Source organism: bacterium SCSIO 12741, assembly GCA_024398055.1.
In the GTDB taxonomy this organism is placed as follows: Bacteria; Bacteroidota; Bacteroidia; order Flavobacteriales_G; family Salibacteraceae; genus SCSIO-12741.
In genome coordinates, this window is the sequence record CP073749.1 from 1,856,856 (window position 1) to 1,881,301 (window position 24,446).

25 protein-coding genes are annotated in these 24,446 nt (G+C 44.8%); 12 read left to right on the top strand and 13 right to left on the bottom strand.

Annotated features, from left to right (window positions below):
• Nucleotides 1–56: 56 nt before the first annotated feature.
• Together KFE98_07815 and KFE98_07820 are read right to left on the bottom strand one after the other, a co-directional pair.
• On the bottom strand, nt 57–2,093 hold the full coding sequence (locus tag KFE98_07815) for an Omp28-related outer membrane protein (protein ID UTW64034.1): 2,037 nt from the start codon (nt 2,091–2,093) through the stop codon (nt 57–59).
• A gap of 102 nt (nt 2,094–2,195) precedes the next feature.
• Nucleotides 2,196–2,627: a toxin-antitoxin system YwqK family antitoxin gene (locus KFE98_07820; GenBank protein UTW64035.1), complete on the bottom strand. Its 432-nt coding sequence runs from the start codon at nt 2,625–2,627 to the stop codon at nt 2,196–2,198.
• 91 nt (nt 2,628–2,718) lie between these two features.
• Here KFE98_07820 and KFE98_07825 point away from each other — a divergent pair, with 91 nt between their 5' ends.
• The gene (locus KFE98_07825; protein UTW64036.1) at nt 2,719–4,200 is read left to right on the top strand and encodes a LysM peptidoglycan-binding domain-containing protein; all 1,482 of its coding nucleotides are present in this window, start codon (nt 2,719–2,721) and stop codon (nt 4,198–4,200) included.
• On the top strand, nt 4,200–5,240 hold the full coding sequence (locus KFE98_07830) for a DUF4837 family protein (GenBank protein UTW64037.1): 1,041 nt from the start codon (nt 4,200–4,202) through the stop codon (nt 5,238–5,240). Before KFE98_07825 ends, KFE98_07830 begins: the two co-directional genes overlap by 1 nt.
• On the opposite strand, the gene recO is transcribed toward KFE98_07830, so the two are convergent.
• Nucleotides 5,237–5,953 carry a DNA repair protein RecO gene (recO, locus tag KFE98_07835; GenBank protein UTW64038.1) on the bottom strand — a complete coding sequence of 239 codons (717 nt, stop codon included), beginning with the start codon at nt 5,951–5,953 and terminating at the stop codon, nt 5,237–5,239. The two genes, KFE98_07830 and recO, sit on opposite strands and share 4 nt — an antisense overlap.
• Nucleotides 5,954–6,012: 59 nt before the next feature.
• Here recO and KFE98_07840 point away from each other — a divergent pair, with 59 nt between their 5' ends.
• Nucleotides 6,013–7,608: a LamG domain-containing protein gene (locus KFE98_07840; GenBank protein ID UTW64039.1), complete on the top strand. Its 1,596-nt coding sequence runs from the start codon at nt 6,013–6,015 to the stop codon at nt 7,606–7,608.
• On the opposite strand, the gene KFE98_07845 is transcribed toward KFE98_07840, so the two are convergent.
• Both KFE98_07845 and KFE98_07850 read right to left on the bottom strand, forming a co-directional pair.
• The gene (locus tag KFE98_07845; GenBank protein UTW64040.1) at nt 7,589–8,311 is read right to left on the bottom strand and encodes an SDR family NAD(P)-dependent oxidoreductase; all 723 of its coding nucleotides are present in this window, start codon (nt 8,309–8,311) and stop codon (nt 7,589–7,591) included. The genes KFE98_07840 and KFE98_07845 overlap by 20 nt on opposite strands.
• Before the next feature lie 9 nt (nt 8,312–8,320).
• Nucleotides 8,321–9,481: a cystathionine gamma-synthase gene (locus tag KFE98_07850; GenBank protein ID UTW64041.1), complete on the bottom strand. Its 1,161-nt coding sequence runs from the start codon at nt 9,479–9,481 to the stop codon at nt 8,321–8,323.
• Between the two features lie 61 nt (nt 9,482–9,542).
• Between KFE98_07850 and KFE98_07855 the strand changes: the two genes are divergently transcribed.
• The 4 genes from KFE98_07855 (at nt 9,543) to KFE98_07870 (ending at nt 12,762) form a co-directional block, all read left to right on the top strand.
• Nucleotides 9,543–10,337 carry a DUF3298 and DUF4163 domain-containing protein gene (locus tag KFE98_07855; protein UTW64042.1) on the top strand — a complete coding sequence of 265 codons (795 nt, stop codon included), beginning with the start codon at nt 9,543–9,545 and terminating at the stop codon, nt 10,335–10,337.
• A gap of 106 nt (nt 10,338–10,443) precedes the next feature.
• Nucleotides 10,444–11,010, top strand: coding sequence for a DUF4136 domain-containing protein (locus KFE98_07860; protein ID UTW64043.1), 567 nt, complete (start codon nt 10,444–10,446; stop codon nt 11,008–11,010).
• Nucleotides 11,011–11,177: 167 nt separating this feature from the next.
• Entirely contained in the window at nt 11,178–11,615 is a 438-nt protein-coding gene (locus tag KFE98_07865) for a DUF2147 domain-containing protein (GenBank protein ID UTW64044.1), read from the top strand.
• 148 nt (nt 11,616–11,763) lie between these two features.
• On the top strand, nt 11,764–12,762 hold the full coding sequence (locus KFE98_07870; GenBank protein ID UTW64045.1) for a beta-lactamase family protein: 999 nt from the start codon (nt 11,764–11,766) through the stop codon (nt 12,760–12,762).
• Nucleotides 12,763–12,818: 56 nt separating this feature from the next.
• Here KFE98_07870 and KFE98_07875 read toward each other — a convergent pair whose 3' ends face one another.
• Nucleotides 12,819–13,244, bottom strand: coding sequence for a RidA family protein (locus tag KFE98_07875; GenBank protein ID UTW64046.1), 426 nt, complete (start codon nt 13,242–13,244; stop codon nt 12,819–12,821).
• Nucleotides 13,245–13,326: 82 nt separating this feature from the next.
• Here KFE98_07875 and KFE98_07880 point away from each other — a divergent pair, with 82 nt between their 5' ends.
• Together KFE98_07880 and KFE98_07885 are read left to right on the top strand one after the other, a co-directional pair.
• Nucleotides 13,327–15,015, top strand: a complete 1,689-nt coding sequence (locus tag KFE98_07880; GenBank protein UTW64047.1) for a T9SS type A sorting domain-containing protein — start codon at nt 13,327–13,329, stop codon at nt 15,013–15,015.
• Nucleotides 15,012–15,476 (top strand): hypothetical protein, encoded by a 465-nt coding sequence (locus KFE98_07885; GenBank protein UTW64048.1) that lies wholly within the window; start codon nt 15,012–15,014, stop codon nt 15,474–15,476. Before KFE98_07880 ends, KFE98_07885 begins: the two co-directional genes overlap by 4 nt.
• Here KFE98_07885 and KFE98_07890 read toward each other — a convergent pair.
• From KFE98_07890 to dusB, 4 genes are all read right to left on the bottom strand, one after another.
• Complete coding sequence (locus KFE98_07890; protein UTW64049.1) at nt 15,454–16,050, bottom strand: response regulator transcription factor; 597 nt, start codon at nt 16,048–16,050, stop codon at nt 15,454–15,456. The two genes, KFE98_07885 and KFE98_07890, sit on opposite strands and share 23 nt — an antisense overlap.
• A gap of 139 nt (nt 16,051–16,189) precedes the next feature.
• Nucleotides 16,190–17,062, bottom strand: a complete 873-nt coding sequence (locus KFE98_07895; protein UTW64050.1) for a fructosamine kinase family protein — start codon at nt 17,060–17,062, stop codon at nt 16,190–16,192.
• Nucleotides 17,041–18,234: an S-adenosylmethionine:tRNA ribosyltransferase-isomerase gene (locus tag KFE98_07900; GenBank protein UTW64051.1), complete on the bottom strand. Its 1,194-nt coding sequence runs from the start codon at nt 18,232–18,234 to the stop codon at nt 17,041–17,043. The genes KFE98_07895 and KFE98_07900 overlap by 22 nt, the downstream gene beginning before the upstream one ends.
• Nucleotides 18,234–19,226, bottom strand: coding sequence for a tRNA dihydrouridine synthase DusB (dusB, locus tag KFE98_07905; protein UTW64052.1), 993 nt, complete (start codon nt 19,224–19,226; stop codon nt 18,234–18,236). The genes KFE98_07900 and dusB overlap by 1 nt, the downstream gene beginning before the upstream one ends.
• 99 nt (nt 19,227–19,325) lie before the next feature.
• Here dusB and KFE98_07910 point away from each other — a divergent pair, with 99 nt between their 5' ends.
• Nucleotides 19,326–20,180, top strand: coding sequence for a CPBP family intramembrane metalloprotease (locus tag KFE98_07910; protein UTW64053.1), 855 nt, complete (start codon nt 19,326–19,328; stop codon nt 20,178–20,180).
• Here the strand turns inward: KFE98_07910 and KFE98_07915 are convergent.
• Nucleotides 20,160–20,564: a hypothetical protein gene (locus KFE98_07915; protein UTW64054.1), complete on the bottom strand. Its 405-nt coding sequence runs from the start codon at nt 20,562–20,564 to the stop codon at nt 20,160–20,162. The two genes, KFE98_07910 and KFE98_07915, sit on opposite strands and share 21 nt — an antisense overlap.
• Before the next feature lie 11 nt (nt 20,565–20,575).
• A complete protein-coding gene (locus KFE98_07920; protein ID UTW64055.1) occupies nt 20,576–22,612 on the bottom strand; it encodes a S9 family peptidase in 2,037 nt (678 codons plus the stop codon).
• Nucleotides 22,613–22,692: 80 nt separating this feature from the next.
• On the opposite strand from KFE98_07920, the gene KFE98_07925 reads away from it, so the two are divergent.
• Nucleotides 22,693–23,097, top strand: a complete 405-nt coding sequence (locus tag KFE98_07925; protein UTW64056.1) for a hypothetical protein — start codon at nt 22,693–22,695, stop codon at nt 23,095–23,097.
• On the opposite strand, the gene pnuC is transcribed toward KFE98_07925, so the two are convergent.
• A complete protein-coding gene (gene pnuC, locus KFE98_07930; GenBank protein ID UTW64057.1) occupies nt 23,094–23,681 on the bottom strand; it encodes a nicotinamide riboside transporter PnuC in 588 nt (195 codons plus the stop codon). The genes KFE98_07925 and pnuC overlap by 4 nt on opposite strands.
• Nucleotides 23,682–23,720: 39 nt before the next feature.
• Between pnuC and KFE98_07935 the strand changes: the two genes are divergently transcribed.
• Complete coding sequence (locus KFE98_07935; protein ID UTW64058.1) at nt 23,721–24,446, top strand: 2OG-Fe(II) oxygenase family protein; 726 nt, start codon at nt 23,721–23,723, stop codon at nt 24,444–24,446.

A 24,446-nucleotide genomic window follows, 5' to 3' on the forward strand; every position in this document is an offset into this window, starting at 1 on the left:
GCCCTATTGTCGTCAACAGGGCTTTTTTCACTTCTAATGTTTTATGTAGTGGAATCTTATTTTTCCAATACTACGCGCTCAACGGCTACGCCTTCAGCAGTAACGATTTCAACGTTGTAGATACCAGCTTCCAAAGAGCTTGTATTCAAAGTCAAAGTGTTGCTTCCAGCTACTACATTTTCAGTAGCAGTCATTACACGCTTACCAGTCAAGTCATAAACGTTAAGAGCAACATCACCACCATTTTGAAGGTTCATGTCAATCTTAGCTTCGTTTACAGCTGGGTTAGGGTAAACATTGATTCCAAGCTTGTTAGAAACTTCAGCGATAGAAGTTTGATCAGCTTTTTCAGTAATCATCAAGTTATCCAAGTACATAGCGTTACTCACGTTTGGAGCACTAACAGTTACCTTGAAGATAACTTCTGAAGATCCTTTCAATGCATTTGCATCTCCAGTATGAGTCTGCCATTGGTTTGGCTGTGGGTAAAAACGCTGTCCGTTAAGGTCAGCAGCAGTTTCGATGTCATCACCGTCTTTGTTGAACAAGATAGTCCAGTTTTTACCACAATCAGTAGAAGCTTCTACTTTGATGCGAGCGTTACTGTTAGCATCCCATCCAGCGTAAGCCAAATCGAAAGAAAGCTCCAAGCTTCCGTTCATTCCGCTCAAGTCAACTTTATCGAAGTAGATAGAAGCTTGATCGCCAGCAGACCAAGTAGGAAGGTCAAAACGGTAGCAACCGTCAGATTTTCCGTGTCCACCCAATTGCCATGAAAGAGGAGGGTTTGTAACAGCGTTTGTTACAACGAATACACGAAGACCACCTTCGTTCATCAAGTAAGCGTTTCCTGGTACTTCAGTACCTGTGTTCAAACCTTCGAAATCGTAAGAGAAAGAAGTTCCAACAGCAGCAGAGTTTACTGTGTAGATGTTCTCAGAAGGAATAGCAGCATTGCTAGAGTTGATATCCAACAAAGCACCCATGTTGATGTTGTTAGGAGCGCTGTAAGAAAGTGTAGAAGCACCAGCCATTACAGTAGCTTCCTGGAATTTGATGGTAGCAGATTGACCTTTAGCCAAAGATCCAGTCCAGCTTTCCATTCCACCAGAAGTACCAGACAAACCGTAAGATACGTCGAAAGAAGTAACAGCGTTGTTCTCTTCGTTAGTGATAGTAACTTCAGGAGTTACTTTATAAGTACACATGTCAGCTGGCAAAGCAGAGTTTGCAGTCATTGACAAGTCAGTAGTAATGTTTGCTGGAAGAGTTACTTGAGTAACAGCACCAGTCAATATGTCTTGCTGATTGTCAGCCATGAAAGCGTAAACTTCCAAGTTGTGAACTTCAACAGGAATACCGTTGATGTCAGCAGGAACTTTCCAAGAGTAAGTCTTAGATACAAAAGTACCAGCAGTAGTAGTGTCAATAGAAACTCCCCAGTCTCCAGTCAAGCTTGCACGTAGCATGTGCTGGTGGTTGTAGTCACCATTTGGAAGCATGTTAGATGGGTTGTAAGTAGCACCACCAGTTTGTGGTCCAGGTACGTTGTTTTGAAGGATACCAACATTCAAGTAGTCAGTACCGCTACCAGCGCCAGTATAATAGGCTTCAACAACGATATCGATTTCACCAGTTTGGTCGTTGTAGTCAGCTTTAGCAGCTACGTTTACAACTGAAGCTTCTCCCATTACAGCGCCACCATCAGTAGCCCAGTTACCACGGCTAGAAGCAGTACCACCATTTTGAGAGTTAGGGAAACTTCTACGGTTTACAGAACCAGCAGGGTACCCTGAAATTTTTACGTCGGCGTGTCCAGCAACAGCGTCTCCATGACCTGTTCTGAAATCTGGATCAGATCCGTTAGGATTTGCGTAACCACCCGTGTGAATGTTGATCAGTACAACACGTCCTGGGTTGTTATCGGATAACTGCTTACCCAAACGGTGTCCATCGGGGCAATAAACGCAGTAAATTCCCGTATACTCCTCCAGCACCACATTCTTGTTGGCAGGAGAGGTACTCACAAATGTTTGAGCACTAAGACCAGCCGAGGCTACCAGTGCCGAAAACAAAAGAGTAAATCTTTTCATAATGTTAATTATTTGTTATTGAATTTGACCAAAAAAGGGCCGTAAATATAGGAATAATTTCATTGCTTTAACGCTGTGAAATATAAAGGGTTGGGTAGTTGGTCAGAAATTTACCTTTTTGATCAGTTGGCCTTCTTCATCAAAAAAGGTCCATTCTCCGGTTTTCTCATCGTTTTTGAAACTCCCCGAATACCGTAATTTACCGTTTTCGTAATATACTTCGTTCTTCCCATCCCTAAGTCCAGCGGTATATTCACAGCGACTCCACACTTTTCCATCTTCGTAGTAATAGGTCCAAAGGCCTTGTCGCTCTCCGGCTCCGTCGAAACTACCTTCAATTTTGACTTTACCGTTTATGTAAAATTCTTTTTTTGCCACTACCCTTTGGTCTGAATCAACGGTAGTTAGCACCTTCGTTTTGCCATTGGGATAGATCTCAGAAATCTTCTCGGTTTTTTCCGAACAGGAAAAGAAGGCCACCACTAAAAAAATTACGGCCAGATTTTTGCTCAAGCTTAGCATTGTCTTATTCACTAATTAACACGAATTCGTGTACAAATGAATGCAATATTCAGGCGGTTTGCACATTAATAAAAGACATTTTTGTGTGTTAGGTATGTTGGTTATGAGAAAGTGGATATTTGCTTTGCTGTCTTTGATGATGGCTACAGGCCTTTCTGCGGGAAATCCGGAAGGCGAAACAAAAGACAGTTTGAGTTTGGTAAAAGCAGACTCAAGTACCTGGGCTGCGGACTATGAATTTACCCGTATCCAGGATAGTTTGTATACCCAGATTCAACGCATGTGGCAGCTGGAACAATTGCCCTTCAACGATGAGGTGGCGGCTGATCCGGAGCCTATGCCCAATGATTCGGTTTTGAAGTCGCGTATGACGGCCTTGGATGAAATGACTCCATTTGACTTGTCGTACAACCGCAGAGTTCGAGCTTTCATAAACCTATATGCCAACAAAAAGCCTGACTTAACAGCAAAGACTTTGGGCCTGAGTCAACTTTACTTTCCCTTTATCGAGGAGGCATTGGATCGTCACGATATGCCTTATGAACTGAAGTACCTGGCTGTGGTGGAGTCGGCATTGAACCCTACGGCTCGTTCTCGTGCAGGTGCTACCGGATTGTGGCAATTTATGTACAGTACCGGTAAGATATACGGGCTTCGAGTAAATAGCTATGTGGATGAGCGCTATGATCCTTACTTGTCTACCGAAGCAGCCTGTAAGTACCTGAAATTTTTGCACGGTATGTACGACGATTGGAACTTGGCACTGGCTGCCTACAACTGTGGTCCGGGGAATGTGAACAAGGCCATTCGACGTTCGGGTGGAAAAAGAAATTACTGGGAAATTTATCCTTACCTGCCTCGAGAAACTCGTGGATATGTTCCGGCTTTTATTGCCGTGAATTATATTTTCAATCATGCTGAAGAGCATGGTATCTCTGCAGCCATTCCGCCAACCACTCATTTTGAAAATGATACGGTAAGAATCACCGAAAGAATTAGCCTGAAGCACTTGTCTGACGTATTGGAAGTAGATTCTGAAGTAATTCAATACCTCAACCCTACTTTTAAAAGAGGAATTATCCCGAATAACACTAGAGACTATGTGCTCAAGTTGCCAAAGGATAAATTGGCCCTATTTATCGTAAACGAAAAATCCATTTACGAGCAGTACGAGGTTCCACAGGATCGTTCGGATGAAATGCTGGCTGAGCACGAAAAAGTGCAGGTTTATCGAGTTCGCAGTGGCGATTATTTGGGTAAGATTGCCAACCAGCACGGATGTTCCGTACGCCAAATTAAAGATTGGAATGGCCTTCGATCGGATAATCTAAGAGTAGGGCAACGCTTAACGATTTATGCCCGAGTTCCTGCCAAGCCGACCCCGAAGCCAACGAAACAAAAAATCGAACAGAGATCTCAGGTACAAGGTAACCTGGTCTATTATGAAATTCAAAAGGGCGATACCCTATGGGATATTGCCAAGGCTCAAGGTATTTCCACCAGCGAGCTTAAAGCCATGAACCAAAACCTGAATGCACGAAGCCTCAAGCCTGGGGATAAAATCGTCATTCGTAAAAACGGATAATGAAAAAAACTGCCTGGATACTTCTATCGACCTTCGCCCTCTTTTTTCTAATCAGCTGTGAATCGGAAGAAGGGGAGTTCCTCCCTGGGTACTCAGGAGGTTTTGGAGAATTGGTGGTTGTTTTGGACAAGGCCATTTGGGAAGGTCCAACAGGCGATAGTTTGTTTTCAGTGTTGGCCGGAGAGCAACATGGATTTCCACAACCGGAGTCCTATTTTAATGTAATCCAGGTATCTCCGTCTAAGTTTCAAAGTGTTCTTCGAACTCACCGCAACATTATTCGAATTAATGCTGCTTCGGGAAATGCGGGAAAAGAACCACTGGTACTGGAGCGTAACAAATGGTCGAAGGGGCAATATGTACTCAATCTGAATGCGAAAAGCTATGATCACCTCCTTCAAGTTATTGGAGAACATGAGGAGGATATTCGTTCGGTTTTTCAATCGGCTGAAATCAATCGCCATATTCAACGCAACAAGAAGTTTGGTGATCCAGAAATTAGCAAGGAGCTGGCTGCCGTTCAGCAGTACACCATGGAGGTGCACAAAGATGTATTCCTGGACAAGAATCAATCTGGTCTGGCTTGGGTAAGAGCGGAAAGGGAACGGACGTCTGGAGGATTCCAGCACCAAATTTCTCAGGGAATATTGTTGTTTTCCAAACCCTACATGAGCAAAAGCGATTTTTCCGATTCACTGGTGATTCAGACGGCCAATGAAATGATGGCTCAACACCTTGCTGGCCCCGATACAGGGCAATATATGCAGATTGATCAGCGCTACATTCCGGTAATCGGAGAAGAAGTAAACTTCCATGATCAATATGCTCGTGAGTTTCGAGGAATTTGGAAAATGGAAGGCAACTTTATGGGCGGGCCCTTGTACATCTTTACCTTTTTGGACGAACCCCGAGGAAGAATCATTTATGCGATTGGCTATGTCTACGCTCCACAGTTCAAAAAGCGGGAATACTTAAGAGAGGTGGAGGCCATGATTCAATCTATTAAGCCGACTCCCGTGCCTCAAAAGGCTTCTTCTTAACGAAACATCTCAGTTAGTACGTCCAGGCTTTTTATAGCCCCTAAGCCGTCCAGGTGAATGCGGTAGTAGAGCAACAAAGTTTCCAGTAGGTGCTGGCGATCTTCACGATGCAAGTTTTCTTTACCAGTTTGGAACCCTTTTTCCAGCAGTACTCCTAAAAGAACCGAAACAAAAGGTTCCACATAATCCGTGTGGGAGGGTCGGAGGGTGGTAAACAGTCCTTCTCGGAGATCAAAGAAAGTTCTGGCAGAGGGCTCTCCTTGAGGATGAAAACCCAAAAAACGAGTAAGCTTTACTAAAAAGGCCAAGTGAAAGTTACTGGTGTCAGGATGGTGATCGAGCCACTCAATGGAGGTGTTTAAAAAGGTATACAGGGCATGATCCGCTTCACGTTCATTAAGGGTGCGGTAGAGCATTTCGGCGATGAAAAAGGCCTGGGCGCTCTTAGACAAGTCGTGTCTTAAACTTTGCCCCGGATGTAGGGCATGAACTTCCTTAATTCGTTTCATTTCTGATTTGACCGTTGAGGAGAATTCAATCTCCAGCTCCGCCAGGGGATAGAGCAGGGCAGCTCTCGATCTCTTTTTGCCTTTTAGGCCTTGTATGAGAAAGGTGGTCATTCCATGATTTAGGGTGTATGCGCGTACCACAAAACCGGAATCCCCATAACGGGTTTTCCATAAAAAGATCCCTCTGTCCGTTGTAGCTGCCATTCCCTCAATCGGTTTTTTGACGTGGTAAAAATTCAATAATTTTCTCTAATTATGCAGCTATGAGGCCACTATTCAGCTTTTTTTTCGCAATTGTTATCGGTTGTTTTTCGTCCTTTGAACTCTCGGCTCAAAGCTTTGACGGTTTTTTATCGTTGGATGGCAAAAACGACTATGTGACGATGAATGATACATTTTGGACCCAAACCGGATCTTTTACGCTGGAATTTGCATTTGAAACCTGTAACGAAGGTGCTGATTTAGATAGCGCAGGGCTTTTCCACTTTAGCTCAGGATTGGGTTTGGAATTGAGCGTACAGCATCAGTTTAACCTGGCTACTTTTAACCTGTTTACCGGCAATCAGGCTCAGTCTTTTAACTCTCCTGGCTTCCTGTATTCCAAATGGCAGCACCTGGCCTTGGTATATAATTTATCGGATACTTCGGTAACCTTGTTTTTGAATGGAACCTTTTTAGGGCAGTTGAAAGAGCGCTTGCCTAAATTGGATACGCTATTTATAGGTAAGAGTCCTAAGCACTTTTTTCCAGGAAGCATAGATGAGTATCGTTTTTCGGATGTGCCTCGTTATGCTGGAAATTTCCCGGTTCCTCAAGCCCCGCACAACATTGATCAGCTTACCCGTTTCATTTTTCATTTGGACGATGGAATGACCGGTCCTGCTACCTCGTTTTGGGATGATTTGGGCATGACCTTCAAGCTCGTCGGTAAAAACGGAGCGCATGGCAACGGGCCCTATGCACTCACGTCTGATACCCTGGTGTGCGATGGAGATTCTATCGAATTGAGTGCATCTGGTGGGACCCTTTTCCACTGGTCGCCGGCAGATGGTCTTTCGGATACCACCGGGAGTAAAGTTCGCAGTTTTGTAAATCAAAATCGCAGTTATCAGGTAGTGGTGAGCGATAGCAATTCGTGCCATTGGATGGATTCCGTTCATTTGACAAAACGATTAAACCCCGATCCGGATTTAGGCCCGGATACGACGATTTGCGGTGGTGATAAGTTATTGCTTTACCCGGGCGACTTTTCCACTTACCTGTGGTCCAATGCCACTTTTGATAGCACCCTCAATGCAGGGGCAGGTACTACTTGGGTGAGGGTGACAGATAGTGCCGGTTGCCGCGGATCTGATACAATTATTATCCAGGAGCACACGCCTATTGATTTGAATATTGGCAATGACACGGTCGTGCCAGATGGACATACATTCTTTTTGGATGCCGGTCCTGGCTTTAAGACTTATAAATGGTCAACCGGAGAGTCTACTCAGAAAATCCTGGTAACCCTTCAAATGGAATACCGCGTTACGGTAACCGATTCCAATGGTTGTTCCAAGAGTGATACTATCAATGTGATCTACACCGGCTTGGAAGAATTGAGCCGCGCTTTTGGTTTGAGTTATGGTCCTAATCCAGCTCAATCCATTTTTACGCTTCGGGCAGAGCAGCTTCCCGTTACCTCTCAATTCACGTGGGTAAATGCCTGGGGGCAGCCTCTTTCCGTAAAGCCACAGGATGATAGCTTCCCTGTTCAGTGGGATCTAACCGAATGGCCAGCAGGGTTCTATTACTTGAGAATGGAGTTGGATGATCACAACCCCGTGATGATTCCAGTTATTAAGACCGCAAATCCATAAAGGACGTGTCGCCTTCTTCCGGAAGGTTTTCCATCAATTGAATTAACTCTAGAGCGGTTTGCTGAGTTGATTTTAGATGTCCACCTTCTTTCAATTCTACAAAGCGATCGATGGTGCTAAAATCTTCCTCGCTACTCGAACGAATTTGCTGTTGCATTTCCGTTTCGATAACTCCTGGGGCAACGGATAATATGCGTAGCCCTGATTCAGGATGGACTTTGTTTTCAGCCAGTATTACATCTCCAAACATGGTGAGCCCTGCTTTGCTCGAGCAGTATACCGACCAACCATCATAAGCAGATTGTGCAGCTCCAGAGCTAATATTTAAGATCAACTTATCCGTTTCGCTCTTATCGCTGTACGTCTTCACGAAGTTGTTCATTAAGATAGTTGGAGCTATCAAATTGACATTATAGGCCCGGATTAGCTCATCGTTGTTCATCTTTCCAACGGGCTTAATCTCACCCAAAGTTCCTGCATTATTAATCAGGCAAACCCGATCCGCTTTGAGGTGTTCTCCAAAGCGAAAACGCATAACTTCTGAAAGATTGGACAGGTCGATGACCTTATGCGAATAATTGGCGTTGGACAGGGAGGCACTTCTCCCCAATCCAATAACCACATTTGTTTCTTCACGGAGCAATTCTTCGGCCAAAGCCTTTCCAATTCCCCGGGAAGTTCCGGTAATGTAATACAGATTCATAAACTGGACTTACTGTTCTAACGCTTGTTTTAGATCAGCGATCAAATCATCTACATCTTCTACTCCAACGCTCAATCGAACCAGCGAATCCTTAACTCCTGTTTTTTCACGCTCCTCTTTTGGAATAGCCGCATGAGTCATGGATGCTGGATGTCCACAAAGTGATTCAACACCGCCTAACGATTCAGCTAAGGTAAAAATCCTAACGGAGGAAACAATCGTTTTTGCCTTTTCAAAGCTATCGTCCTTGGTAGTGAACGAAATCATTCCACCAAAATCGCGCATTTGTCTAGCGGCTACATCATGGTTTGGATGCTCTTCAAAACCAGGCCAGTACACCTTATCCACAGCTGGATGAGCCTTCAGGAATTCGGCAATGGCCTTTCCGTTTTCACAGTGGCGTTGCATTCTTAGGTGAAGGGTTTTGATACCACGCAATACCAAGAACGAGTCCATAGGACCACAAACAGCTCCTGAGGAATTTTGAATGAAATAAAGCTCTTCAGCCAAAGCATCGTCATTTAATACCAAAGCTCCCATTACCACATCGGAGTGTCCGCCCAAGTATTTGGTTACGGAGTGCATAACGATATCAGCACCCAGGGCAAGTGGGTTTTGCAGGTAAGGTGAGGCAAACGTGTTGTCTACAGCCAGCAAACATCCGTGACGGTGAGCAAACTCGGCAGCAGCTTCAATATCGATGATATTACACATAGGATTGGTTGGAGTTTCTACCCAAACCAACTTGGTGTTTTCGTTAACGAGGTGTTCCAGTTTGGAGAAATCGTCCATTCCTGTAAAGTGGAAACGGATGCCATATTTCTCAAATATTTTGGTGAAGATCCGGTAAGATCCTCCGTAAAGGTCATTGGTTGAAATAACTTCATCACCTGGTTTAAGGGTTTTGATAACTGCGTCAATGGCAGCCAGCCCACTTCCAAAACAAAGACCATATTTTCCATTCTCGATACTGGCCAGGTTTTTTTCCAGGGCGTGACGAGTGGGGTTCAATGTTCTCGAATACTCATATCCTTTATGCCCACCAGGTTCGGTTTGCACATAAGTTGAGGTTTGATAAATCGGAGTCATGATCGCTCCGGTTGCAGAATCAGGTTCAAGGCCTCCGTGAATGGCCCGTGTTCCGAATTTTGAAGTTTCTGTATTTGACATGCTCTGGATAAATAAAGGCCCCAAAGTTAGCGTTTAATCGACATCTGTCTACCTTTGAGGAATGATAAAGTCAATTTTGCTCAAATCCTTGCCCCTGGTCACTTTCGTGGCGCTTTTAGGAGGGTGTGATAGTGGTTCTGGTGGAAAAAAAATACCCCTCGGAGAATTCTATAAAATCGAAGCTTCCAATTTTGAAAAAAAGGTGGGAACGGGTTGCGATTCCACTGCGGGACTATGCCTTCAGGTGGACTTTAAAGGGGTGGAAATCAAAGCTCCAAAAGAGGACACGGTGGCTCAAATTATTCAGGATAGCATTCAGTCTCAATTTCTTCGATCTCCATTTGGAGGTGAACGTTTGGCCAGCCTAGATGTCTTAAATCAAGAAATGGAAAAAGCAAACCTGCAGTTCGAGGAAGATTTTCCGGAGATTCAGCAAGAGTGGTACGTGAATCGAGATGTGGAAGTCTCTCATGAGAATGGGGAGTACATTAGTTTTCGTTTCGATGAATCCAGTTTCTTGGGAGGTGCGCACCCCAATACTTTTCGCATTTATACGACTTATAGCAAAGAAGATGGCAGTCGAATGGTTTTGACCGAACTTCTTTCGGATGAAGAATTGAGTAAAATTAAAGTAGCAGCGGAGGCCGAACTTAGAAAACAGACCAAAATTGCGGCAGATTCGAGTTTCGCTGAAGCTGGATTTTGGTTTCCGGATGACCAGTTTGTGCTAAACGACAATTTTGTGCTGAAGGAGGATGGTATTTTATTCCATTTCAATGCTTATGAAATTGCTCCCTACGTGTATGGCGAGTTTGAGCTTTGGATTCCGAATGAGAAATTTCGTCCTGCTGCCTAGCTGAGTTATCGGTTTCAGGCAACCGTGTAAAGAAATAATGATTCAACCGGCTTGGGCAGGGCAATAGTGATTAATTTTACCGCTTTTGATTACTAAAACAGCTGATATGCGCCTTTTTGCCTCCCTAATTGCTATTGCATTGATCGTTTCTTCCTGTAGCTCCGTTTCCGTTGCTGTAGACTATGACAAGACGATAGACTTTTCCGAGTACAAAACCTTTAATGTGAAATCGCCATCGGTTACTGAGCAAACCGTTGACCCAGAGCGAATCAATAAAAGAAACCTCGAAGCCATTAACCGGAATATCAAGGAAAATATGCTGGCGAAGGGATATACCGAAAGCACCAATCCAGACCTTTGGATTTCTTATTATGTAAAAGTAGATACCAAACAGGAGTTGCGAAGCACTTCCTACGGATACTACGGTGGTAACCCTTATTACTATGGACCTTATTACGGATACAACTATGGGTATACCGATGTTTCTACCATTGAATACACAGAAGGAACTTTGATCATCGATATCGTAGATGCTAAGAAGAATTTATTGGTGTGGCAAGGAGTCGGAACTAAAACGATCAACGAAAACAAGATCGATCACAGTGAAGATATTCGGAAAACGGTAGGACAGATTTTCTACAAGTACCGTTTCGCTCCGTTACCTGCAGAATAGCACACGTTTAAAAGAAAAAGGGCGAGATTCACTCGCCACTTCGTAAACTGCTAACACCCAAAATCTGCTTATGAAATCAACTGCACGGTCTCGCCCTTTTTCGTATGCTTGCATATAAATAACGTTTGGAAACCGAGAAATGTTATTTTTGAGAAAAGCATTTAACAATGATTAGGAACTGTCTTTTAATTCTGTTAATCAACTTACTGGCCATCACTTCTTTTGCGCAAACCCCTGATGAGGTTTTAGGACGCTGGAAAACCATTGATGATGAGACCGGTAAGGAAAAATCTATCGTAGAACTGTACAAGGAAAATGGAAAGCTCTACGGCAAGGTCGTTAAAATTCTCAACCCCGATAAGGTGGATGCCAAGTGCGATAAGTGCGAAGGAGAATTGAAGGATAAGCCCATTTTAGGGATGGTTATCGTCAACGATATGGAGTGGGACGATGACGAATGGGACGATGGAACCATCCTAGATCCCAACAAAGGCTCGGTATACGATTGCAAAATCTGGTTGGATGAGGATGACAAAAACACCCTATATGTTCGGGGTTATATTGGATTCTTGTTTCGAACCCAAAACTGGATCCGCGTTAAATAAACATGCTGAGACATCTGTTTTCCCCAATTCTCTGGGGAATCGTAGCCAGTTTGCTGCTGGCCACCTCTTGTCAATTTCCTGAAAAAAGAAAACCTGACGGTCTAAGTCCCGATGACCTTGAATTTGTATTGGCCCCGAAGAGGAGGAGTTGGTCAAAAAAATCGAGCGGGAAGTAGAACAACAAATACGTGCAGGTCGTTTCCATGGGGTTGTTCTCGTGGCTCAAAATGGTCATGTTTGGTACTCTAAAGCCGCAGGAAAAGCGCATCGCAGGAAGAAAGCTAAGATTGATGAATACTCAGTTTTTCAGTTGGCCTCTGTTTCCAAAATGTTTACTGCTACTGCCATCATGTTGCTTGAGCAAGACGGAAAGCTGAATTATGATGATACCGTGACTCAACATTTAATATCCTTTCCTTACGAAGGGGTCACGATTAGAAACCTACTCAATCACCGCTCGGGCCTGCCTCGATACATGGTGACTTCTGACCAGTATTGGCCGAGAGATACCATGATGAGCAATCAGCAGATGCACAATTTAATGGTTGCTCATTGTCCGGATCCTTATTATCCACCCGATCACCGCTTCAATTACCAAAATAGTAACTATGCCTACTTGGGTCTATTGGTGGAAAAGATTTCGGGACAATCCTTACCTGATTTTTTAAGAGATCGCGTATTTGAACCCTTGGAAATGAACGACACGAAAGTGTATTCAGGCGCCGAGGATAGTGATATTCCAGCTGCCGTTTGGGGGCATATTCGGAGAGGTAGGCGGCCTATGGATCCTGGTGAGAACTATATCAATGGGGTATTTGGCGACAAAGGAGTTTACTCCAATGTTTACGATTTGCTCAAATTTGATCAGGCGCTGTATGACACAGTACTATTGAAACCTACTACCATTCAAGAGGCTTTTAAGCCGGGTAGTCCCGAGATTAAAGAGGGAAGAGACAACTACGGTTTCGGCTGGAGAATCTCAGCCTTCGAAAAAGATGATTTGGTATACCACTATGGCTGGTGGAATGGATTTAAAACCTGCGTTATGAGGTTCCAAAACAAACGTTACACGATCATTGCCTTAACCAATACCGACCACTCTCTGACCCTGCCTAAACGAATCCGAGATATTCTCTACGAAAATTGAATCTTGAAATGTCAATCTTGAATTCTGATACCATTTCAGAATTCAGCATTCAACCTTTAGACAGTCGCAATACACTTCAGCTCAATGGCTATGGGTGTGGGCAGCGAATTAATAGCCACCGTTGTTCTGCAAGGCTGATTTTCCTGAAAATATTCGGCGTAAATACGGTTAAAGGTTTTGAAGTCTCTTTTCATATCTACTAAAAAAACGGTAATGTCTACCAGGTTTTCCCAATTGGAACCGGATTCTTCCAGGATCGCTTTTACGTTGCTAAAAACGCTGTGTACCTGAGCTTCGAAATCAAATTCCTCAAAGTTTCCATTGTGGTCCAATTTGAGTCCGGGTACATGGCTATCATGGGTTCCCGTTCCGGCCACACGAGGACCTACGCCACTTAGAAATAATAGGTCGCCAACTTTGCGGGCATGAGGGTAGGCTCCTACAGCTTTTGGAGCATTCTTAGCATCGATCTTTCCGTCCATTCTGTCCAATTTTGTTACAAATATAAAAGGGTCGGCAGACAGATGTGTCGATTCGTTATTTTTACCCTTTAAATCCTTTCTGATGAGAATCTGGCTACTCGTATTGATTTTGATTAACGGAACTCTTCCGGCTTTAGCACAGCTGTCTCAACCTGAGCGAATTCTACCCTGGGAGGATGCCCCTCAATCAGGATATGTCCATTTAGATCAGCCTTTAATGGATGATTTGTTGGAAGCTCAGCAAAAGAGCTTGGCATCAGGTACCTTTTACCCAACTGGAAAAATCGTTCCCGTTTCTATCAATCCCTTAGAAGTGGGGGTTTGGACCCTGGAAAAAAATGGGGATCGTGTTTGCCGCATGTGGGTTGATATGGAGGGTGCTCAAGGAATATCCCTCTATTTTGAAGACTTATTTCTTCCTGTTGGGTGTGAGCTTTTCGCCTTTGACCCGGAATTTAAAGATCAGTTTGGCCCCTATACATTTTTGGATAACGCAGATGGAGAATGGGTCGGGTCGGGAACCGTGCATGGAGATAAAATTGGATTGGAGTTGCGTATTCCAGCCAAGGTATCCCTGGAGCCCAACATCCGAATTCACCAGATCGGCTACCAATTCGATCACCAGAGAGCCAATGGATCCAGAGGTTTTGGAGACTCAGACGATTGCCAGGTAAATGTGGAATGTGAAGAGGGAGATAATTGGAGCAACCAGGTACGGGCCGCTGTACGCATCAAACTCAGGTATGGTGGGTTTGAAGGCTGGTGCACCGGAACTTTAATGAACAACACCTTTCAGGATTGTGCTCCCTATATTCTCACCGCTGATCACTGCCGTCGCCTGCAGGATGGAACGGAGGCTACAGATCAGGAATACCAGAATTTTGAGTTCTATTTTCTTTATGAATCAACCCGTTGTGACAACCCTAATAAAGAATCTGACGTACCGGTTGGAAAGCTAACAGGATGTACCTTCAAGGCAGCTTCTGGTGGAGGTGGAACGGGAGGGCCCGATTTTCTGCTGCTGCGATTAAATGATGCTGTTCCTCAGTTTTTTAATCCCCATTTTGCGGGCTGGGACAATCGAAATGTGGCCAGTATTAGTGGAGTGATGATGCACCATCCACGTGGAGATATTAAGAAAGTAGCCACCTACCTGACTAAAGCGGAAAGCTCTGAATGGGAAGGTGCATTTAAGGATACCCATTGGAAAATATTCTGGAGCCAAACTAAAAATGGACACAGTGTGTCCCAGCCTGGTTCTTCTGGTGCAGCATTGTGGAACAAGGATGGACGTGTGGTAGGTCAGTTGACCGGCGGAGCATCGGCCTGTGAGGAGGCTACTGGAGTAAGTCCATTCTTCCCTGATTACTTTGGAAAGATGAGCTACAATTGGACGTTCAAACCTCAGGACAGTACAGCCAATTTGTACAACTGGTTAGATGAAGGTGGCTCTCAGATTGCGCAATTAAACGGGATTAACTGGCCTTGTGCTGAAGGTCCTGTAGGACAGGAAGAAATCGCTGCATCTGTTGATGGTCCTATCTTTTTTCCAAATCCGGTAACGGAAGGAGAATTGCAGGTGAACATTCCTGAAACATCATGGGCCGGTGAAGATATACTCGTCTTTTACGACCTGTTAGGCAAGCCCTTGCAGGAGGTGAAATTGACGCAATTCGACCAAAGAATTTTTTTGCATGATTTAACATCTGGTGTTTATGTGGTACGATTATTGTCTTCTCCAGAGACGTATCACAAAATACAGATCAAATGATCCGACTACACGGGGTGCTTCTTGGAGGGCTGACTACTCTCCTCTTTTCCAGCTGCGTTAACACCGAAAAGGCTGGAACGTCTAAAAATTCCATGAATTGTTTACCCATGCAGGTTCAAGCCGAAGTGCCGCAATCCGCTAAGCCACCAGTGGTTCGAATGGCCAAAGTGGTGGATAATTGCCTTCACGCCCAGGTGATTTACAGTGCCTGCGATCGTGTTGACTGGAAGTTATATTGGGATCAAAAGATGATGAAAAGTTACCCGCCTCAAGTGTCGTTGTTTTTGGTGACAGAGGATAGTTCCCGATGCGGGACGCCACATGTAGAAGACATTTACTATGACCTTAGCACCTTTGCAGAGCCGACCTTTGGAGGTCAGGTGTGGATTCATTTAAAGGGATACGATCACCGCCTGAAATGGCAGTCTAAAAAAGAGGCTAATCAAACAGACGACGGTTAATACACCATTTCATTAAGTCAAAATCGCTGGTGACGCCCAACTTTTTCTTAATTCCCGTTCGAACGCTTTCTTGTTCCATCGGGCTCAATCCAAGTTCTTCTGTTATTTCCTCTTCCGACCATCCTTTAAAAATCAGAACCAGGCATTCCCATTCTTCATCTTTTAGTTCAAAGGGATAAGGACTTTGAGCGGTTTGACGGAAATTGTGATTCAGGTAGCGGACCTGTTCGTTGTTCAGAATCTTTTCGATGCACTCCTTTAAGGTGACCAATTCACAGGTATAGTCCACAATTCCCTCCACGTTATAGCGGTCTTGATAGTGGGCCAGACTTTGTGAGTTGTCGAGAGCAAGCAACAGAATTTTTGGGCGATCTGTCATCTGAAGAAATTCCACAAACCCGTGTTCCTTCTCCAAATGTTCGGGAAGGTCGAAGACAATGAGGTCATTGTCCAACAAGTTTCCGGAATCAATGAGATCCGTCCATGTGGAATAGCCTTTGGTCGGATAGCGACTACCAAGTATCCGAATAAGGCTGTTCAGTACCAGTTCATAGTTTGATACAAAGGCAAGCATAGTCTTAGAGATAAAAATAGGAAAGCAGACCATTCCACAACCCCTAACTTTCCTTAAAAATGATACGCCTGTCGATTTTTGGTGCATTTTGATCCAAATTGTGAACAATTTGGACCCTCTTATCCGGAAAATCCGTCGATCAACCGAATTTTTTAGCCGCCTGAATCACCTGATGAACGTATCCGCCACCAAATAAATTGACGTGAACAAGCAGGGGATATAGGTTGGCCAGGTCAATTCTTTCCACAAAACCGGACTCTAAAGGAAATTCTTCCTGATAACCGCGGTAAAACTCTTGAGTAAATCCTCCAAAAAGTTGAGTCATGGCAATATCAACCTCCCGATGGCCATAGTAGATTGCCGGATCAATTAAATAAGCATGGCCTTGTCCATTGATTAAGAAGTTGCCGCTCCACAGATCGCCATGCAAAAGAGAAGGGGCTTCGGCAGGAAACCATTGCTCGAGTCGATCGAATATGCGACTGAAAATGGGCATTTCCTGGGTGCTAATTTGGCCCGAATCAATCGCCATCTTAAGTTGAGGCTCCAATCGGAGTTCGGCGAAAAATTCGACCCAGGTGCTCCGTTGATCATTTCGCTGTGGAAGGCTTCCAATAAAGTTGTTGTGATCGAGGCCAAAGCGATCGTCACTTACTTGATGGAGTTGAGCCAACTGTCGCCCAAATTGTTCCCAGGATTCTGGATTTGGTCTGCCTTCTTCTACCCATTCCAGCAGGAGGAAATTAGAGCCAACTGCTAAAACTTCGGGGATACGTAAAGACCCATTTTTTTTTAGATGTTGCAGGCCTTGGGCTTCAGTCTGAAACCAATGATTATGACTGGGATTATGGAAATGTTTGAGGAAGAAATCTCCTTGATGCGTGGATAGGCGATAAGCTTCGTTGATCGATCCTCCAGAAACGTGAGAAACCGATTCAACCTTCAAATCCAGGTTTTGCTCTTCTTGAAGAACTCGGGTTATTTCAGCTATTAATGTGGGGGAGAGTGCCATAATAAAGAACTATCTCCGTAACTCAAAAAGCGGTAATCATGAGCCAGTGCTTCCTCATAGATTTTCCTCCATTGTCCACCCACCATGGCCGAAATTAAGAGCAGCAAGGTGCTTTGGGGCATGTGGAAATTGGTAACAATGGCTTGGGCAAGTTGAAAGGTATAACCGGGAGCAATCATGATTCCTGTTTGAGCGGTAATACTTCCTGATTCTGCCATATAATCGGAAAGGGCTATTAGCGAATCGAGGGGAGTGTTTTCTGTAGCAAAACGATAGGGATCCCATTGATCTACCTGGGAGAAATCGCCTCCCTTGGCACCTAACCAAAACAAACTTTCAAGTGCTCTTAAGGATGTCGTTCCCACCGCAATAATGGGGCGTCCGTTTTCTACCGCTCGAATGAGCTTTTGTATGAACTCCTCCTGTACCGTAAAGTACTCGTAGTGCATGGGGTGATCTCCAATCTGATCCGCTTTTACGGGTTGAAAAGTTCCCGCACTCACATGAAGAGTGAGCTCTCCAATTTCCACTCCTTTTTTGCCCAGTTGCTCCAAAATGGACGGTGTGAAGTGTAGGCCGGCAGTAGGAGCAGCCACGGATCCTTCGATTTTGCTATACACGGTTTGGTAGCGATCCTTGTCTTCTGATTCGGCTTTGCGATTCAAGTAGGGCGGTAAGGGAATCTCTCCGGCCTCTTCCAGGATTTCTGAAAATAAAACGTCCCCATCCCAGTCAAAACGAATGAGAAAGTTTCCAGGGCTACGATCTTCACAGGTGGCTCGAAGCACCATGCCACTTGGAAGTTTGAGTTCCAGTGTGCCAGACTTCCATTTCTTCGCATTGCCCACCAAGCAGTTCCAGGAGCAGCTCCCAACCTGGGCCATAGCTGTTACGGGGTCCTCACCATGAGGCTCCAGGCAAAATATTTCGATGCGCGCTCCGGTCTCCTTGTAAAATTTCAGGCGAGCGTGAATGACTCGAGTATTGTTGAATAGAAGCAGCGTGCCTTCCGGAATTTCTTCCACGATAGCTGGAAATCGTTTGTGCACAATGTTTCCGTGATCAAAAACCAGAAGCTTAGACTCATCTCGCTTCTCTAACGGGTATTTAGCAATCCGATCTTCGGGTAAGGGGTACTGGAAGTCGGCAATTCGGATTTCTTCCGGATTCATTAGTCGGCGAAGTGCAGTTTTTCAGAATGTTCAATATCGTGGAAGGTCTCGAAAAGCGCTTCACGAGTTTCGGCCGTAACCAATCTGGATCTGAATTCTTTGAAATGAGGAATTCCTCTGAAGTAGTTGCCATAGTGACGTCGGGTTTCTACAATGCCCAAACGTTCTCCCTTCCATTTTAAGGAAAGTTCCACGTGCCTTTTGGCCATTTCCAGGCGCTCTTTTAAGCCAGGTTTGGAAAGGTGTTCTCCGGTTTCAAAAAAGTGCTTGATTTCGTTAAAAATCCAAGGGTAACCAATGCTTGCGCGACCAATCATGATACCATCCACACCGTAGCGATTTCTTTTTTCCAAAGCCGTTTCCGGGGAATCCACATCGCCGTTTCCAAAAACAGGGATGTGCATGCGAGGATTGTTTTTTACTTCAGCGATGAGAGACCAGTCTGCTTCGCCTTTGTACATCTGCTTACGGGTACGACCATGAATGGAAATTGCTTCAATACCTACATCTTGCAAGCGTTCAGCTACTTCCACAATGTATTGGGTCTTTTCATCCCAGCCCAATCGGGTTTTAACCGTGACAGGCAGATTGGTTGTTTTGACAATTTCGGCGGTCATTTGCACCATTTTCGGAATGTCTTGCAATATTCCGGCTCCGGCACCTTTTAAGGCGACTTTTTTAACCGGACACCCGTAGTTGATGTCAATGATATCTGGCTGAGTCCGTTCCGTAATACGGGTGGCCTCTTTCATACTTTCGATGTCATTTCCGAATATCTGAATGCCTACTGGGCGCTCGTATTCGTAGATGTCAAGCTTTTGAACGCTTTTTACCGCATCCCTGATCAATCCTTCACTACTAATGAATTCTGTATACATCAGGTCCGCTCCATTTTCCTTGCACAAAGCCCGAAATGGAGGGTCGCTCACATCTTCCATGGGAGCGAGCAAAAGCGGAAATTCACCTAATTCTATGTCCCGAATTTTAACCAAATCCTTCTGCTATCTTTGGCGCAAAATTAGCAAATTACTTCCGCAGCTACATATCCTCGTCGTTCCACTGGGTCTGAACTGGCTCTGCTCCTGGTGCTCATGTTGGGGTTTATGTTCGTTTTTAGCCTGATAGGAATGGGCTTGTCTTCCCTGCTTTTTGGAGTGGATATGACCGCCGATCCAGACTATTCCAACTACCGCACCCTGCAGTCCCTTAAGTTTCAGCAGGCCTTGGTTTCCTTGGGGGGCTTTCTGGCACCGGTTTTTGTTTTTGTGAAGCTGAGGAAGTATGATTTTGGTAAGCTCACGCTAATTTCTCAGCCCATGGAGCCCAACAGAATGATGGTGGTGACCATTCTTACGGTGGGTGCTTTTCCTTTAATTGGCGCGCTGAGTGAATGGAATCAGAGCATGGTTTTGCCTGATAGCTTTTCTTGGCTGGAAGAGTTGATGTTGTCTTCTGAGCAGCGCGCAGAGCGATTGATCAAAGCTTTTTTGGAGCATAATTCTTCGGGAGATTTAATGATCAATTTGGTGGTCATGGCTGTTCTCCCTGCGTTGGCTGAAGAACTGCTTTTTCGGGGTACGGTGCAGCCTATCTTAATTCGGCGATTTGGAAACGTTCATACCGGAATCTGGGTCACCGCGGCGTTGTTTAGTGCCATCCATTTCCAGTTTTATGGTTTTGTTCCCCGAATGATTTTGGGTGCTGTTTTTGGTTACCTCGTGGTGTATGGGGGATCGTTGCGTTATTCCATTTGGGCCCATTTCATCAACAATGGATTGGCCGTATACCTCATGTTTCTCATTAGTCGGAAAAGTATTCCCGAGGAAACTGAAACCATTGGTGCCCACGATGGACAATGGTGGATGGTGTTAGCCAGCCTAATGCTGGTTGTTACCGGATTATACTACTTCTGGTCTCGCCGACCATCAGGGGTGAACAATGCCTGACTTTTCCATCAGGGGTACATCGCTCAAGAAATTAGAATCCAAGGCTCCAGCGGTAAACAAGAACTTCTTATCAAACATTTTTCCGTTGTGGTAAAAGCTTAGCCAATACTCGTTGTTCAGCACAAATACATCTTCCTGAATGGGTTCAATGATAGCATAGCTATGAGCTTCCACACGCTCCAGGTAATGCCTTAAGGTACTCGTTTTTTTGCTCTCACCATCAATTTCGCCATAACCACGACTGGTAACCAATACCTGATCGATGGCAAAATCGTTTTGATTGATGACATACACTTCCCATTCCCGCACATCCGGAAGATCAGTTTTGAGCACGACGGCTACAACAATGTTCTTGACTTCCGGAAATTCAATGTCTTTAATCATACAAGTCTTTCTTACAAGGTTTCGGTGAGCCAGCGGAAAAATTCCCGGTGCCAGATCAAACCGTTTTGTGGAGAGAGTACCCAATGTCCTTCATTAGGAAAGTACAAAAACCGGCTTTTTATTCCCTTGAGGCGGGCCGCGGTAAATGCTTCCATTCCCTGCGTGTCTGGCACACGATAGTCTCTTCCTCCATGAATAACCAATAAAGGCGTGTTCCAGTTCTCAACGAGATTGTGCGGAGAATATTTCTGATAGCTCTCTGGTTGTGGATTGTTGAAGTAAGCGCCCCCAATATCCCAGTTGGCAAAGAACAATTCTTCCGTACTTCCATACCAGCTCTCCAGGTTGAACAAACCACAGTGGCTTATCAGGGTTTTGAATCGGTTGTTGTGAATTCCGGCGAGGTAATAAACGGAGTATCCACCATAGCTCGCCCCAATAGCTCCAAGGCGATTTTCATCCACGTAAGATTCCTGGGCCAACGTGTCGATCGCTGTGAGGTAATCACGCATGGCCTGACCGCCCCAATCTTTGGAGATGTCTTCGTTCCATTTCGTGCCAAATCCTGGAAGTCCGCGGCGGTTAGGTGCCACTACGATGTAGCCCTGCGCAGCCATAAGTTGGAAATTCCATCGGAAGGAATAGAACTGAGAAACGGCACTTTGTGGCCCACCTTGACAGTAAAGCAGGGTCGGGTATTTTTTAGCAGGATCAAAGTTTGGAGGATAGATTACCCAGGTCAGCATGTCTTTGCCATCGGTGGTTTTAATCCATCTCTTTTCGATCTTTCCGCGGCTTATTTGTGCATACAATTCATCGTTGAAGTGGGTAAGCTGGGTGGCTTCGCCTGTTTTGATGTCTACTTTAAACAATTCGGTAGCATTGTTCATGTCCTGGCGGCCACAAACCAGGTGTTTCCCAACCTGAACAGGAGAGCGGTAGTTGAAGTCTCCTGTGGTAATCTGGCGAATGTGCTTGGCCGGATCTATTTGATCCAATTTCTTGGGCAGGGTAAGCTCAAACAAGTGATAGGTAGCATTTACCGTAGCCAGAAAGAAAAGAGATTTGCCATTTTCGTTCCAGATATAGCTGGATACGGTATTATCCCATTTTTCGGTCAGGTTATAGGTCTTGCCATCTTCCAATGTGCGAATAATCAGATCGTTTTTATCGGATTCGTATCCATCACGGGCCATGCTCAGCCAAGTGAGGTGGGTGCCTGAACCGTTGAACAAGGGGTGAGAATCATAGCCCTTGCGGCCTTCAGTTAGGTTGGCGGTTTTGCCGGTGGCCAAGTCGTAAGAGTACAGATCAGAGTTAGTGCTTTGAGCATATTCAACACCGTTAAGCTTTTTGCTTTGGTAAACCACTTGTTTTCCATCCGGGCTCCAGATCAAGTCATCGCTTCCGCCAAAAGGCTGCATGGGAACATCAAACGTTTCACCAGGCATTAGATCCTTTGGGGTCATTTTAGACTCATCGATGGGCAGTGTAGCCACATAAGGATGGGAGTATTTTTTATCCGTCCAATGATCCCAATGGCGGAACATTAAATCGTCATAAAGACGGTATTCTGCATTGGGGTACTCCTTGTTGAATACGGCATTTTGGTTCTTCAATTCCTGATCCGAGGTAAATAGGATTTGATTTCCATCCGGAGAAAACTTGGCGTTAGACATTGGAATGCTCGCTTCAAGAGCCTTTTTTTCATCCGTACCGTCCGTTTTCATAGACCATAAATTCCCACCGTAAGAAAAAGTCAGCCTATCTCTTCCAGGCATAAAACCGAGAGCGCCATAGCTATGATCTTCTTTAGAAATTTTTTCCGCATTTCCACCCGCCAGGGCCACTCGATAGACCTGACTGTTTCCACGATTGGAGTCCAAATCGTAAGTTCTTACCGTGAAGTAAACATAGTTTCCTTCGGGTCCAACAACGGGAGATCCTACGCGCTGAAGTTTCCAGAGCAGCTCCGGAGTCATTACTTTTTGAGCGTTTAGGAAAGAGGAAAAAAGGAATAAGGTAAACAGGATTGTAAGTCGCCGCATGGTATAAATGTTTGGCTCAAAGATAGAACGCAAACCACACCATCCATTTAATTGGCTAAATTAGATTCAAACTTGCGTCTATGTGGAAAAGCATCAGTGGGATTGGTTTGGGCTTTTTGACCAGCGGGATCGTAATTGTACTGGTTGAAGCGCTCAATTATGCCTTTTTTCCTGAATTACCCGATTTAACAGAAATCGAAGACAAACAAAAGATTGCAGAGGCCATGAGCCAGATTCCAATGGCGGCCCTCTTCATCATTATGCTGGCCCATGCCTTAGGTAGTTTTAGTGCTGGTGTGATTACCAGTCTATTCGTACCCAGTTCTAAAATTCGCTTGGGAGTAGTTACTGGTTTTTTGGTGCTTTTCATGGGGATTGTCAACCTGGTAATGGTACCCCATCCTACCTGGTTTATGGCTGTTGACCTGGCAGTCTTTGTCCCGATGGCTTATTTGGGTGCTCGATTAGGCGAGGCCCGTTCTTAAAGAGCTGTTTGAGCCTTTTGGGCCAACATAGCTTTCCGCCAGGAATACAACCCATAAATACTTAAAGGTACATACACCACCATATTGAGCGCCAGCAGGTTTAAGCCTTGAGAATGATAGAGCCATACGCTAAAGGCATTTATGGCAATCCAGTAGACCCAAGCCGTTAATACTTTATGAGCTTCCATGTAGGTGGCCAAGAAACTAAAGGCAGTGGACAATCCGTCTGCCCACACCTTTTTGGATCCATCCAGGTTGTTTGAGAAAACGGCCAAAGCCACTGCTAAAGCCAGAGCTGCGAGGCTAAAGACAAGGTGTTTTACCCAATTCCACTGCTGGACCTGTTTAGGTTTTCCCTTACTAAATACACCGCTCCAAACCAACCAGCCATAAATCCCGGCCAGCACATAAAATCCATAGAGCAGGGCCTCGCTGTACAGCCCCGATTGAATGAACAGGTAGATGGCAATACCAGAGCCCATAATTCCATTGATCCAGCACCAAATATTTTGGCGGATTACGAGAATGACATAGACCAGGCTAAAAAGGGCAGAAAGTAGTTCCAGAAAACTGTTGAGTTCCACGAGCGCAAATTATTTTTGGCAATTCAGTGCAAGTATAGAATGAATAAGTTTCCCCATTTAAGCCCCTCAACGCCTTTTGTTTTATTAGACGGACTATTGCTGAATCCGGAACCCTTTAAAATGGTACTAAAAGAATGGGTAAGTCTGCCCCAATCCTATAGGCTCCAGTGGTTGCAAAAGCGTTATTCCTATGGATATGATGGGTATTCATTTCCGGGCCAGGAAGATAGCCTCAATCAAGGTTATGAAGATGCGCTTCACTCTATGGTCATTTCCTCAGAAACACGTCGTGAGGAATTTCCAAAGGAGTTTCAGGAAGTTTTAAACCGTCATTGGGATGGGTTGATCGGAAAAGTGGCTGAGGGTTTGGCTTCCAAAATAGATTCCTTTGACTCTCGGGAATGGGGTTATTCGTTGTCTTGCAATTATTTCCCGGCCCAGGCTAAACGGGATACTCCATTGAGATTGGATGAGCATCCGGATGGTTCATTTTTGACCATTCTTCCTTTTGGTTCCGATGGAGGTTTGGAGTACGAAGAAGATGGGGATTGGAAGAGAATTCCGGCCGGTAGTTCCCCTGTGGCATTCAATGGGTATTTTTCCGAATACCTTAATCCGGATCTAAAAGCTCTGAATCACAGAGTTCCATGGAAGTCGGAGGAGGAAAAAGAGCGATTTTCCTTTGCCTTATTTGTCCTGCCAAAAAAGGAAAGTGAATGGGAAAAAATGAATCTGTTTAACCGGTACCTCGGTTTATACGATTGA

What these genes read in the sequence shown, in the direction of transcription:
- KFE98_07815 (UTW64034.1), bottom strand. Translation starts at nt 2,093, where the DNA reads ATGAAAAGATTTACTCTTTTGTTTTCGGCACTGGTAGCCTCGGCTGGT.
- KFE98_07825 (UTW64036.1), top strand. Translation starts at nt 2,719, where the DNA reads ATGAGAAAGTGGATATTTGCTTTGCTGTCTTTGATGATGGCTACAGGC.
- KFE98_07830 (UTW64037.1), top strand. Translation starts at nt 4,200, where the DNA reads ATGAAAAAAACTGCCTGGATACTTCTATCGACCTTCGCCCTCTTTTTT.
- recO (UTW64038.1), bottom strand. Translation starts at nt 5,953, where the DNA reads ATGGCAGCTACAACGGACAGAGGGATCTTTTTATGGAAAACCCGTTAT.
- KFE98_07840 (UTW64039.1), top strand. Translation starts at nt 6,013, where the DNA reads ATGAGGCCACTATTCAGCTTTTTTTTCGCAATTGTTATCGGTTGTTTT.
- KFE98_07845 (UTW64040.1), bottom strand. Translation starts at nt 8,311, where the DNA reads ATGAATCTGTATTACATTACCGGAACTTCCCGGGGAATTGGAAAGGCT.
- KFE98_07850 (UTW64041.1), bottom strand. Translation starts at nt 9,481, where the DNA reads ATGTCAAATACAGAAACTTCAAAATTCGGAACACGGGCCATTCACGGA.
- KFE98_07855 (UTW64042.1), top strand. Translation starts at nt 9,543, where the DNA reads ATGATAAAGTCAATTTTGCTCAAATCCTTGCCCCTGGTCACTTTCGTG.
- KFE98_07860 (UTW64043.1), top strand. Translation starts at nt 10,444, where the DNA reads ATGCGCCTTTTTGCCTCCCTAATTGCTATTGCATTGATCGTTTCTTCC.
- KFE98_07865 (UTW64044.1), top strand. Translation starts at nt 11,178, where the DNA reads ATGATTAGGAACTGTCTTTTAATTCTGTTAATCAACTTACTGGCCATC.
- KFE98_07875 (UTW64046.1), bottom strand. Translation starts at nt 13,244, where the DNA reads ATGGACGGAAAGATCGATGCTAAGAATGCTCCAAAAGCTGTAGGAGCC.
- KFE98_07880 (UTW64047.1), top strand. Translation starts at nt 13,327, where the DNA reads ATGAGAATCTGGCTACTCGTATTGATTTTGATTAACGGAACTCTTCCG.
- KFE98_07885 (UTW64048.1), top strand. Translation starts at nt 15,012, where the DNA reads ATGATCCGACTACACGGGGTGCTTCTTGGAGGGCTGACTACTCTCCTC.
- KFE98_07890 (UTW64049.1), bottom strand. Translation starts at nt 16,050, where the DNA reads ATGCTTGCCTTTGTATCAAACTATGAACTGGTACTGAACAGCCTTATT.
- KFE98_07895 (UTW64050.1), bottom strand. Translation starts at nt 17,062, where the DNA reads ATGGCACTCTCCCCCACATTAATAGCTGAAATAACCCGAGTTCTTCAA.
- KFE98_07900 (UTW64051.1), bottom strand. Translation starts at nt 18,234, where the DNA reads ATGAATCCGGAAGAAATCCGAATTGCCGACTTCCAGTACCCCTTACCC.
- KFE98_07910 (UTW64053.1), top strand. Translation starts at nt 19,326, where the DNA reads ATGTTGGGGTTTATGTTCGTTTTTAGCCTGATAGGAATGGGCTTGTCT.
- KFE98_07915 (UTW64054.1), bottom strand. Translation starts at nt 20,564, where the DNA reads ATGATTAAAGACATTGAATTTCCGGAAGTCAAGAACATTGTTGTAGCC.
- KFE98_07920 (UTW64055.1), bottom strand. Translation starts at nt 22,612, where the DNA reads ATGCGGCGACTTACAATCCTGTTTACCTTATTCCTTTTTTCCTCTTTC.
- KFE98_07925 (UTW64056.1), top strand. Translation starts at nt 22,693, where the DNA reads ATGTGGAAAAGCATCAGTGGGATTGGTTTGGGCTTTTTGACCAGCGGG.
- KFE98_07935 (UTW64058.1), top strand. Translation starts at nt 23,721, where the DNA reads ATGAATAAGTTTCCCCATTTAAGCCCCTCAACGCCTTTTGTTTTATTA.